The sequence below is a fragment of the Pseudomonas sp. Sample_10 genome, assembly GCF_004321495.1.
Taxonomy (GTDB): Bacteria; Pseudomonadota; Gammaproteobacteria; order Pseudomonadales; family Pseudomonadaceae; genus Aquipseudomonas.
The window spans coordinates 1-11,085 of sequence record NZ_RCOE01000286.1; the positions used below are offsets into that span (position 1 = coordinate 1).

General features: G+C 59.1%; 15 protein-coding genes. 5 read left to right on the top strand and 10 right to left on the bottom strand.

The features are described from left to right. Positions 1–157 precede the first annotated feature (157 nt). The 3 genes from catA to D8U18_RS27090 are packed head-to-tail and all read right to left on the bottom strand — an operon-like array spanning position 158 to position 2,592. Entirely contained in the window at positions 158–1,087 is a 930-nt protein-coding gene (catA, locus tag D8U18_RS27080; protein ID WP_131109084.1) for a catechol 1,2-dioxygenase, read from the bottom strand. Positions 1,088–1,142: 55 nt separating this feature from the next. After that, complete coding sequence (gene catC, locus D8U18_RS27085) at positions 1,143–1,433, bottom strand: muconolactone Delta-isomerase (RefSeq protein ID WP_034150962.1); 291 nt, start codon at positions 1,431–1,433, stop codon at positions 1,143–1,145. 10 nt (positions 1,434–1,443) lie between these two features. Then, the gene (locus D8U18_RS27090) at positions 1,444–2,592 is read right to left on the bottom strand and encodes a muconate cycloisomerase family protein (RefSeq protein WP_177435070.1); all 1,149 of its coding nucleotides are present in this window, start codon (positions 2,590–2,592) and stop codon (positions 1,444–1,446) included. A gap of 127 nt (positions 2,593–2,719) precedes the next feature. Between D8U18_RS27090 and D8U18_RS27095 the strand changes: the two genes are divergently transcribed. Next, positions 2,720–3,604, top strand: coding sequence for a LysR family transcriptional regulator (locus D8U18_RS27095; RefSeq protein ID WP_056856697.1), 885 nt, complete (start codon positions 2,720–2,722; stop codon positions 3,602–3,604). Between the two features lie 2 nt (positions 3,605–3,606). Here the strand turns inward: D8U18_RS27095 and D8U18_RS27100 are convergent, their stop codons facing one another. Together D8U18_RS27100 and D8U18_RS27105 are read right to left on the bottom strand one after the other, a co-directional pair. After that, positions 3,607–3,846 carry a DUF1652 domain-containing protein gene (locus D8U18_RS27100; RefSeq protein WP_056856698.1) on the bottom strand — a complete coding sequence of 80 codons (240 nt, stop codon included), beginning with the start codon at positions 3,844–3,846 and terminating at the stop codon, positions 3,607–3,609. A gap of 112 nt (positions 3,847–3,958) precedes the next feature. Beyond that, positions 3,959–4,858, bottom strand: coding sequence for a polysaccharide deacetylase family protein (locus tag D8U18_RS27105; RefSeq protein ID WP_131109088.1), 900 nt, complete (start codon positions 4,856–4,858; stop codon positions 3,959–3,961). 242 nt (positions 4,859–5,100) lie between these two features. Between D8U18_RS27105 and D8U18_RS27110 the strand changes: the two genes are divergently transcribed. Next, positions 5,101–5,781 (top strand): SOS response-associated peptidase family protein, encoded by a 681-nt coding sequence (locus D8U18_RS27110; protein WP_131109090.1) that lies wholly within the window; start codon positions 5,101–5,103, stop codon positions 5,779–5,781. Between the two features lie 258 nt (positions 5,782–6,039). Further along, the gene (locus D8U18_RS27115) at positions 6,040–6,312 is read left to right on the top strand and encodes a hypothetical protein (protein WP_056856912.1); all 273 of its coding nucleotides are present in this window, start codon (positions 6,040–6,042) and stop codon (positions 6,310–6,312) included. A gap of 106 nt (positions 6,313–6,418) precedes the next feature. On the opposite strand, the gene D8U18_RS28840 is transcribed toward D8U18_RS27115, so the two are convergent. From D8U18_RS28840 to D8U18_RS27125, 3 genes are all read right to left on the bottom strand, one after another. Beyond that, positions 6,419–6,574 carry a hypothetical protein gene (locus tag D8U18_RS28840; RefSeq protein ID WP_177336608.1) on the bottom strand — a complete coding sequence of 52 codons (156 nt, stop codon included), beginning with the start codon at positions 6,572–6,574 and terminating at the stop codon, positions 6,419–6,421. Between the two features lie 66 nt (positions 6,575–6,640). Then, the gene (locus D8U18_RS27120; protein WP_177434543.1) at positions 6,641–6,952 is read right to left on the bottom strand and encodes an AzlD domain-containing protein; all 312 of its coding nucleotides are present in this window, start codon (positions 6,950–6,952) and stop codon (positions 6,641–6,643) included. Beyond that, positions 6,952–7,650, bottom strand: coding sequence for an AzlC family ABC transporter permease (locus tag D8U18_RS27125; protein WP_130904611.1), 699 nt, complete (start codon positions 7,648–7,650; stop codon positions 6,952–6,954). Before D8U18_RS27125 ends, D8U18_RS27120 begins: the two co-directional genes overlap by 1 nt. A 138-nt stretch (positions 7,651–7,788) precedes the next feature. On the opposite strand from D8U18_RS27125, the gene D8U18_RS27130 reads away from it, so the two are divergent. Further along, positions 7,789–8,151, top strand: a complete 363-nt coding sequence (locus D8U18_RS27130) for a DUF2784 domain-containing protein (protein ID WP_056856701.1) — start codon at positions 7,789–7,791, stop codon at positions 8,149–8,151. Between the two features lie 88 nt (positions 8,152–8,239). Here the strand turns inward: D8U18_RS27130 and D8U18_RS27135 are convergent, their stop codons facing one another. Next, positions 8,240–9,793, bottom strand: a complete 1,554-nt coding sequence (locus D8U18_RS27135) for a sensor domain-containing diguanylate cyclase (protein ID WP_056856702.1) — start codon at positions 9,791–9,793, stop codon at positions 8,240–8,242. A 90-nt stretch (positions 9,794–9,883) separates the two neighbouring features. Beyond that, positions 9,884–10,411, bottom strand: a complete 528-nt coding sequence (locus D8U18_RS27140; RefSeq protein WP_056856703.1) for a DUF3087 domain-containing protein — start codon at positions 10,409–10,411, stop codon at positions 9,884–9,886. A gap of 232 nt (positions 10,412–10,643) precedes the next feature. Between D8U18_RS27140 and D8U18_RS27145 the strand changes: the two genes are divergently transcribed. After that, a partial coding sequence (locus D8U18_RS27145) for a DUF4478 family protein (RefSeq protein ID WP_131109092.1) occupies positions 10,644–11,085 on the top strand: 442 nt, incomplete at its 3' end.

Below are 11,085 nucleotides of genomic sequence, written 5' to 3' on the forward strand. Positions count from 1 at the left end.
GAGTCCTTGAGCGTAACCTCTCTCTTTGGACTCAGGGTCAACATACAAGGAGCGAACCTGCTCGCGATGGACTTGAGGACGCCGCGGGGAATCAGGCACCCGGCGTAATCGTTAACGTCCTTCGCGAGCAGGCTTGCTCCTACAGGGGGCGACGCGATCAGTCCTCGAGTGCGCGAACCCGCTCGTGACGCTGTTGCTCTTCAGGCTGGGCAGACGATTGCAGGGTGAAATCGAACTCGATTTCGGCAAAACGACCGCTGACACCGTAGGCCGCCGCGCGCTGCTGATCGTCGCTGAAGGTGATCTTGGCGATCAGCTCGTCTCGGGTGGCGTAGGCGAAATCGTCATGCAGGTACTTCTCGCCATCCAGGTTGATCTGGGTGGTCAGGTGGCGATGATCCGGCGCGGAAATGAAGAAGTGCACGTGCGCCGGACGCTGGCCATGACGGCCCAGTTGATCGAGCAATTGCTGGGTCGGACCGTCCGGTGGGCAACCGTAGCCCGACGGCACGATGCTGCGAAAGCGATAGCGGCCTTCGGCGTCGGTGACGATGCGGCGACGCAGGTTGAATTCCGATTGGGTCGGGTCGAAGTACGAGTAGGTGCCACCGGTATTGGCGTGCCAGACGTCCACCACGGCACCGGCCAGCGGTTCGCCCGCCGTGTTGAACACGCGGCCTTGCATGAACAGGGTCACACCCGGATCGACGCCGTCATCCAGACGCGCTTCGCCTTGCGACAACGGTGCACCCGCCACGTACAGCGGGCCTTCGATGGTGCGCGGCGTACCGCCGGATTTACCGGCCTGCTCGTCTTCGGCGTCCATCAACAGATCGAGGTAGTGTTCCAGGCCAAGCCCGGCCACCACCAGCCCGGCCTCTTGACGAGCACCCAGCACGTTCAGGTAGTTGACCGCTTTCCAGAATTCTTCCGGGGTCACGGCGAGGTCTTCGATGATGTTCACCGAGTCACGCAGGATGCGGTAGATCAGCGCTTTGGTCCGTGGATTACCGGCATCGTTGTGCAGGCCGCTGGCCTCTTCGAGAAATTTCTGGACTTCGGCAGTGTGGGAGATCTTGACGTTCATTTTTGCAGGTTCCTCATCTTGTAATTATTAGGGTAGCGCGCTGAACAGGCTGGGCTCAGCGGTCATCGTCACGAATGGAAGAAGGATGCCGGCACATCGCGTCGATTTCGATGGCCATGTACGGGAACAGCGGCAGTTGCATCAGCAGGTCGTGCAGTTCCTGAACGCTGTCGACATCGAATACGCTGTAATTGGCATAGTGCCCGGCGATGCGCCACAGGTGACGCCACTTGCCTTGATCTTGCAGGCGCAGCGCCAGGGCTTTCTCGTCAGCCTTCAATTTGGCCGCTGCTTCGGGGTTCATGTCGACCGGCAGGTTCACGGTCATTTTTACGTGGAACAGCATAATGCTCTCCTCAGGCTTGATGAATGGCGGTGGAGGTCTTGTCGCGGCGGAAATACGCCAGGCGTTCTTCATCCAGGCTCAGGCCCAGACCCGGGGTGTTCGGCACGTGGAGTTCGAAATCGCGGTAGACCAGCGGTTCGCTGAGAATGTCTTCAGTCAACAGCAACGGGCCGAACAGTTCAGTGTCCCACGCCAGTTTGTTCAAGGTGACGAAGGCGTGGGCCGACGCCATGGTGCCCAAACCACCTTCAAGCATGGTGCCGCCGTACAAGGCAATTCCCGCCGCTTCGGCGATAGAGGCAGTGCGCAATACGGCGCGCGGGCCACCATTCTTGGCGATCTTCAGGGCGAACACCGAAGCCGCGCCTTCGCGAGCCAGGTTGAACGCATCTTCCACGCACTCGATGGACTCGTCGGCCATGATCGGTGCCGGGCTCATGGCATTCAGGCGCGCCATGCCGGCACGGTTGTTGCGCGAGATCGGCTGTTCGATCAGGTCGATGCCATTGGTCCCCAGAATGCGGCAGGCACGCAACGCAACGGCTTCGTCCCACGCCTGATTGACGTCGACCCGCACACTGGCGCGGTCGCCCAGGGCTTTTTTGATAGCGATTACGTGGGCCAGATCGCGGTTGACCTCACCGGCGCCGATCTTCAATTTGAAGATGCGGTGGCGGCGCAGATCGAGCATTTTTTCCGCTTCGGCGATGTCTTTTTCGGTGTTGCCACTGGCCAGGGTCCAGGCCACCGGCAGCGCATCACGCACACGGCCACCGAGCAGTTCACTGACCGGCAGCCCCAGGCGTTTACCCTGGGCATCGAGCAATGCGGTTTCAATCCCGGATTTAGCGAAGGTGTTGCCACGGATGCTGCGCTCCAGGCGCAACATGGCGGCGTTGACGTTGCCGCTGTCCTGGCCGATCAACAACGGTGCGAAGTGTCTGTCGATGTTGGTCTTGATGCTGTCCGGGCTTTCGTTGCCGTAGGCCAGGCCACCGATGGTGGTGGATTCGCCGATGCCTTCGATGCCGTCGGCGCAACGTACACGAATGATCACCAGGGTCTGGTTCTGCATGGTGTGCATCGCCAGCTTGTGCGGGCGGATGGTCGGCAGATCGACGATGATCGTCTCGATCGATTCAATGGCGGTTGCTAGCATTTCAATACCCGTCAGGTTCTTGGAGTTCTGGAATCGATTCTCGTACGGCTTTTTTCTGGTTGCCAATATAGAATTGGTCTGACTTGATACCTTATAGGTATGCGAACAACTGACACCGGGAGGCTTCATGGAACTGCGGCACCTGCGCTATTTCCAGGTCTTGGCGCAAACCCTCAACTTCACCCGTGCCGCCGAACTGCTGCACATCGCCCAGCCACCGCTGAGCCGGCAGATCCAGCAGCTGGAAGATGAACTGGGGGTGATCCTGCTTGAACGCGGCCGCCCGTTGAAGCTGACCGACGCCGGGCGTTTTTTCCATGAGCACAGCAGCGCTCTGCTCGAGCAACTGAACAAGATTTGCGACAACACCCGTCGCATCGGGCTGGGGGAAAAAACCTGGCTGGGCATTGGTTTCGCGCCGTCGACGCTCTACGGCGTGCTCCCGGAACTGATCCGCCGTTTGCGCAGTGGAGAGCCGCTGGAGCTGGAGTTGGGGCTTTCGGAAATGACCACCCTGCAACAGGTGCAAGCCCTCAAATCCGGACGCATCGACATCGGCTTCGGGCGCATCCGCATCGACGACCCGGCCATCGTACAGACTGTGCTGACCGAGGATCGCCTGGTGGCCGCCCTGCCCGCCGGGCATCCATTGCTGGCTGGCCCCATCAGCCTGCGCGACCTGGCCCGGGAACCCTTCGTGCTCTACCCCGGCAACCCGCGCCCCAGCTATGCCGATCACGTCATTGCGTTGTTCGAGTCCTACGGGGTCAGCATCCACGTGGCGCAATGGACCAACGAGCTGCAAACGGCGATCGGTCTGGTGGGGGCCGGGATCGGGGTCACGCTGGTGCCGGCCTCGGTGCAATTGCTGCACCGCGACGACATCGGATTCACGCCATTACTGGAAGACAACGCAACCTCGCCGATCATTCTCAGTCGGCGGGTGGGTGATGTGTCGCCCGGGTTGAGCCATTGCTTGCGGATGATTGACGAACTGCTGCCGCGAAGCTGAACTCAGCCGGCAAACGCCCGGCGCCCGGCGCTCATCTCGGTTCGCAACTCGCCAATCAGGTCGGAGATGGCGCGCACGCTGGTCAGTTGCTCGGTCGAAACGCCGTCGATCAGCAACTTGACGTCCCCGGAAATGGGTTCGAAAACCTCGATGCGCAACAATCCCAGGGTTTCCGTGCACTCGCAGGTCAGCGGTTCGAAACCGGACTCGACTATGTTGCAAAGTACTGAAATAGGAACCATGGCCGGTGCCTCGGCGACAGTTGAGTAGGTTGGATCCGTCTGAGCATAGATCGGCTTTGCCCGTTTTGCGCCAGCGAAAAGCGTTAAATACCTCTCATTTTGAACAAATTCTTCAATGAGGATTGTCCTTCCAGATCCAGTTCCAGACACCCGGCAGTTCAACCGGCTGCGCACTGTCGCGCAACGTACGCGCCATCGCCGCTCGTTGCAGCGCTGCTGTGTCGTCGTAGAACGGCTGGCTTGCGGTCCTGACGCCAGTCGCCCGGGCGCTGTCGAGCAAAATCTGCAGGTATTCACGGGTATGCCGGGCGGTGTAGCGATTGAGGTCATGGAAGGTCACCACGACCGGAATCACCCCGTCCACCACTGGCAGTTCACCACGGGCGATGCGCTCGCGTACTTCAGACATTGAACGCAGCATGTGCGAGCGGCGCCGCGGGCTGGCATTGAAGCCCCAGATCTTGCCGTCATTGGCACTCAGGTCGGTCAGCAACACATGCAAGCCATGCTGCTGGTAGGCAGCGAAAGTGCGCTTGTCGTAACTCCAGAATGGCGGGCGAACCAGCGTGGGAGGCGTACCACTGATTGCGGCGATATCAGCACTGCCATCGGTGAGCGCTTGATCCAGTTCCTGCGCATCCAGAGAGCGATGATTGGTATGCGATGGCGTGGCGGTGTGGAAGGCCAGAATGTGCCCGGCAGCGCGTTCGCGGTGCATGATTGCACGGCCGATCTCGCTGCCGCCCGCCCTTGATGCCCGGGTCTGCACGAAGAACACCGCCTTGATGCCCGGTTGCAGCGGATTGACTGCCAGACTGTCGAGCACGGCTTCAGTGGGGTTCCAGAAGCTCGATGCGGAAGGACCGTCATCGAAGGTCAGCAGGAAACGAATCGGTGGTTGCGCACGCAGCCGCTGTTCGGTTTGCGCGGTCATTTCGATGGGAGCCGCGATACAGCCCAGCAGACTGACGGCCATCGTGCATGTCATGAGTAGCTTGAACCAGTGTTTCATGTTTTGCCTTTGGCCAGACCCGTGCGGTCAACACGTCAAACGGCAAAATTCCTTCGCCCGTTCATCCATCTTCGGCCCGCAGGATACTGCGGGCCGAGGTTGGATAAGGGTACACAGTGTTTGGTTCCGGGGCTCGTTTACTGTGCCAGCGTACTTCGCCAAAAAGCCTCGTTCCTGGAATTTTTGTCCCAAACCAGGCAATGAGGCGGCTAAGCTGAAATCTCCTGCCGGAGGGTTCTACGATGTGCGGACGCTTGTCGCAATACCGGGGCATTCACGATTTCGTGGCGGTGCTGAGCATTCCCGACGCGCTGATCAATCACGTCGGCGATCAGCCTCTGGCGCGCTACAACGCGGCGCCTACCACCCAATTGGCGCTGCTGCATCGGGAGGATGACGGCCTGCATGCCGATTCACAGCGCTGGGGTTGGCGCCCGCACTGGGCCAGAGATCGGGCCGCGCCGATCAATGCGCGGGTCGAGAAAGTCGCCCACGGCCCGTTCTTCCGGGCGATCTGGCCTCACCGCGCGATCTGCCCGGTCGACAACTGGTTCGAATGGGTCGATGCCGGGGATGGCACGCGGCAGCCCTGGCTGATTCGACGACGTGATGGAGGACCGATCTTCTGTGCAGCGATCGGGCAATTCCCGGTGGGCGACGCAGCACCCAGAGATGACGACGGCTTTGTCATCATTACCGCCGACAGCGCCGGCGGCATGCTCGATATCCATGACCGTCGGCCGGTGGTGTTTTCGGCAGAACTGGCGCAGGAGTGGGTGGACCCGGCCACACCTCGGGAGCGCGCGGAGCAAATGGTACTTCTGCAAGGTGAACCCAGTGACGTATTCAACTGGCACAAGGTCGACAAAGCGGTTGGCAATACCAGAAACCAGGGCTGGAATTTAATCGCTGAAGTGACCTGAGCCTGTCAATAACAACAAGGATGCCTGCATAAACGTTAGTTATTACGGAAAATACAGATGCAAGTTGCATCTTGACTGTTTCTATTAACTAATATCGCAGTTGGCGTATTACCGCTGGTCTGACCAGAGCGTCGCTTTGCATACATTTTTTGTCGCTACCGCTAATATCCGCGCCGTATTTCCAGCTACGCCATCAGCTGACCAGAGAGTCAGCCCTTAAGGAAATCCCCTTACACTCAAGCCTTGCAGAGAACTAAATTGCGCGACGATTTTACAAATAATCATGTCGTGGGTCTGGCGTGTGTTTATCTTACAAAGACAGAACACTACCAACTCGACTGTTTTATCGGGCAATACATACAGACCCGTAACTTGCGTTCAATTCCCAATATCAACGAGGTCCTGAGTTCAACCCTCAAGAGCTACCCGGGCAAGCACCCGGTGATGGTTAACGAACTGAACGCCTGGATCGACAAGACATTGGGTTTTCGGGCCGCTCATCCCGACTTCATGCCGTCGGACGACGCCTGATTCCCGCGCTTGCAACCTTCGTATTAGCAGAGACTCAGTGAGTCTCTTTCATTTCGTGCCGTCCCTGTAGAGCAGCTTGCAGCAGCTCTACAGGGACGTATTTCGGTCAGGGTTTCAACGGGATTTCGATATCGCGATCCGACAGTTCGCGACTGTCGTCATGCTTCCAGGTCTTTTCCGATTTTCTCTGTTGCTCAAGCTCCTCTTCTGTCGGCTCATCCATGTCGTCGTCCGGGTCCGGACGCTTGGGGTCGTTCGCCATGTTCACCTCTCTTCCTGAAGGGATTGTTCGTCAGTTTTAAGCGTAGAACACATTCCTTTGCCCGGTTCACAGCCACCAGCGCAGCAAAAAGAAGAAGCCCATGCTCAACAACATGCTGAGCAAAGTGTTGCGGGTGTAGAGCACCAGGCCGATCGCCACCAATGAGCTGATCAGGTACGGGTTGTCCCATTGCAGGTTCAGTTGCTTCTCGGGCATGAACACAATCGGCCCACAGATGGCGGTCAACATCCCGGGCACGGCGAAGCCCAGAAACTGCCGGGCATTGCTGCTCAGGCGCACCGGCAGCCGCGGTTCGAGAAACACGTAACGATTGAGAAACACCAGCACGCCCATGCCGATGATCACTGCCCAGACCATCATGTGCGTGCTCCCTGAAACTTGTTGCAGATAAACCCGGCGGTCATGCCCGCCAGTCCCGACAGCACCAATGCCGAGCCCCATTGCCAATAGCTGAACAGCACCGAGCAGAACAGCGAAACAGCCACGCAGACCACGGTCGGCACATTGCGCACCACCGGGGTGATCAACGCAATGAACGTGGCGGCGATGGAGAAATCCAGCCCTATGTGTTCCAGACCGGGAATGCTGCTGCCCAACACAATGCCGGCAAGGGTGAAGAGGTTCCAGGCAATGTAGAACGTCAGGCCGACACCCAAGGCGTACCAGCGGTCGAACTGCTGTTTGTCGTGCTGGCTGGTCAAGGCAAACAATTCGTCGGTGAGCAGGAACCCCAAGCCAACTCGCCAGCGACCCGGCAAGGGCGAAATCACCGAGCGCATGCTCATCCCGTACAGCAAATGCTGGGAAGTCAGCAACAGCGTGGTCAGCAGGATGGAAAAGACCCCGGCACCGCCCTTGAGCATGCCGATGGCCACCAGTTGCGCGGCGCCGGCAAATACGATGCTCGACAGCCCCTGCCCTTGCAGGGGCGTGAGATTGGCTTCGATGGCCATGGAGCCAGCCAACAAACCCCAGGGCGCGGTGGCCAGGGACAACGGCATGATCGCTGCGGCGCCGCGAAGAAACGCACTGCGCGGCAAGTGTGATTTGGACATAACGCTCTGTAACCAGAAGAAAAGACATGCGACTTTGCCAGCAGTCGCGGCCGATGGCTCGAACAATCTTGCGCATTGCTACGAACCTGTTGCGCCCGAGTACCATAGAGCGATTGCCTGACACCTTCGAGAGTCGACATGCATTACCGAATCGCCGCCGATGGATTGGTGCTGTTTCACCTGGCGTTCATTGTGTTCGTCTTGTTCGGCGGGTTGTTGCTGCTTAAGTGGCGCCGTCTGATCTGGTGGCACCTGCCTTGCGTCGCGTGGGGTATCGCGGTGGAGTTGTTCCACCTGCCCTGCCCGTTGACGCGCTGGGAAAACCTGATGCGCCACGCCGCCGGGCAAAGCGGTTATGGCGCCGGTTTCATCGAGCATTATGTGTGGCCGCTGATTTATCCGAGCGGCCTGACCCCGGCGATTCAACTGGGGCTGGCGGGTCTGGTACTGCTGGTCAACGTGCTGGTCTATAGTCAGGTGATCAAACGGCGTTTCGCTTGAAAGAGCTTCACCGAAGCCACCGTGCCTGGTGGCGGTGGCGGTGGCGGTGGCGGTGGCGAGCAAGCGCAGACAGCGTCAGGTCCGGACTTCAATTGGCGATGACGCTCATGTTGCGGCCACTGGCCTTGGCCACATACAAGGCCTTGTCGGCAGCTCCGATCAAGTCATCGGTAGCGCTTTGGGAAACCGCGTCGTAGCCACAGACTCCGACACTGACCGTCACCACGCCTTCGGGGCTCTCACTGTGTTCCAGGCCGCTGGCGAGCACCGCGCCACGGATTTTCTCCGCCAGCAGAAATGCCCCGACGTAATCGGTCCCGGGCAACACCACGGCAAACTCTTCGCCACCGAAACGCGCTGCCAGATCACCAGGACGCTTGATGGTATCGACGATGATCGCACTGATCTTGCGCAAGCACTCGTCGCCGGCCAAGTGACCGTAGCGATCATTGAAAGCCTTGAAATAATCGACATCGATCATCAACAGCGCGAGACCGGTCTGGTTGCGCCGGGCACGCCCGGCTTCGGCCTGAATGAACAGATCGAACTGACGCCGGTTGGCCAGCCCGGTGAGCGCGTCTTCCAGCGCCAACAGTTCCAGGTTGCGATTGACCTCCAGCAACTTGTCCTGAGCGCCGAGCAGTTCGGCCTGGATGCGATTTTGCTGTTTCATCAACTTGATCAGGCGATAACCCAGCACTCCCAGAAATGCCAGCAGCAACGAGACGATGGCGGCGCTGAGCAGCGACTCCTTGCGCCAGCTGGTCAACACTTCGTCTTTGTTCAACGCGGTAAAGACGATCAGCGGATAGCCTTCGACCCGACGATAGCCCGTCACTCGCTCGACGCCGTCGATGACCGATGTAATTGTCGCCGTTCCCGAACTGCTGACGGGCAGCAGTTGGGTGAACAGCGGACTCTTGCTCAGACTGGTACCGATGTCTGCGTCATGGAACGGTCTGCGCACGATAATGCTGGCATCGTCGGCGATCAGGCTGATCACACCGTTGCTGCCGATGTCGATGCTGTCGTACAGCTGCAGGAAGTGACTGAGATAAATGGTTGCCAGCGCTACGCCGGCGAAGCTGCCGTCAGGATGGTTGATCCGCCGCGACACGGTCAGGATCCATTCACCGCTGGAACGGCTCTTGATCGATGGGCCGATGTGTGGGCCGCGATCGGGGTGGTCGCGATGGTAAATGAAGTATTCACGGTCGGAATTGTTGGCCACGCCCACTTCCGCGCCATTTGAGTTGGCAATCCATTGCCCGGTTTCGTCATACACGAACAGGCCGTGAATCTGACTCAGTTCACTGCGCTGGGCACTGAGCAGGCGCTGCAAGCGACTGATCCGGCCGGCATCGAAGCCATCATTTTCGAGGCGATCGACCAAGGTAAACAGCAGCGTATCCGCCTGTTTGATCGTCGAACGCGCCTGCGAGGCCAGGGTCTGCGCAAGGTTGGACATCGCCACTTCCTTGTCGCGCAGATGGTACTGGCGGGAGCTCCAGGCCTCCCAGATGACAATCACCACCATCGACAGGCACACCGCAACCAGCAGCGTCACCGCGGAGCGAATCTTCAGTCGGGCAATGCCAGGCCGGCTGTTTTCGATACGATCGTAAATGGACGGATGCCCCATGCCGCTCGCTCCTTGATTATTGGAAATACCGAGGCTTCCTGCTCGATGTCTTCCCACTATGCCTTCCCCGGGCTGGCCACACCATCGGGGTTAGCCTGATGTTCGCTTGACTGCCTCCAGCCACGCCGGATCCAGGCGCGGCTGCTCGGGATCAATGCCCAGCACTTGCATCCGCGCCGCGTGTTGCTGCATCTCCCGATTCAATGCGCCATGGTCGCTGGAATTGCCGTCCAGTTCGTGCATCTGGCTCAAGCCCAGATGATAGAACCGTAGCAGTTTCATAGCCGTCGGATCGCCCGCCTCCACGGCGGCTGTGACGTGGTGCATGACATTGGTGACGCTCATCAAGCTGCGCTTGAGTTGCCAACTATAGACCGCGGGCGCCATCCACTCCTGGGTCCAGAACACTTTGCGCATCAGTGCCGCCATCAGCAACACCGCGGCAAACACACCGCCGATGTTGAACCGCAGGTTGTCGCCGCCAGGTTCGCCGAACAACGCCACCGCCGCCGTCGAGAGCACCATCGCCAGCGCCACGAAGACTACAGCGATGATCAACGTGCTGCGCCGTGTCTGTTGACGGTAGGTTTGGGCGTCCATCGGCTGGATTTCGAACATGGCGTCGGGATTCCTTTTCTTCGGTGGTAAAAAGATTCTGCGTCAAAAAGACTGCGGGGCATTATCGCCTCTGCGAGGGATTTAGCTATGCTGGGGCTCCTTTTCATCTTTTCATCGTCAAACGGGGACATGGCGAGACCACGAAGTTCGTGCCATCTTCTTTCATGGATACACACTATTCGGATGCCATTCGTTGTTTCTGTGGGAATGACATCGTTTTAAGGATCATTGAATGACCCAACGACAAGTAATCAACGCCTCGGTCAGCCCGAAAGGCAGCCTGGAAACACTCTCCCAGCGGGAAGTCCAGCAACTGAGCGAAGCCGGATCCGGCAGTACCTACAACATCTTCCGCCAATGCGCCCTGGCCATCCTCAACACCGGCGCCCACGTCGACAACGCCAAGACCATCCTCGAAGCCTACAAGGACTTCGAAATCCGCATTCACCAACAGGACCGCGGCGTGCGCCTGGAATTGCTGAACGCCCCCGCCGATGCTTTCGTCGACGGCGAAATGATCGCCAGCACCCGTGAAATGCTGTTCAGCGCCCTGCGCGACATCGTCTACACCGAAAACGAACTCGACAGCCAACGCATCGACCTGAGCACCTCCCAGGGTATCAGCGACTACGTCTTCCACCTGCTGCGCAACGCCCGCACCCTGCGCCCCGGCG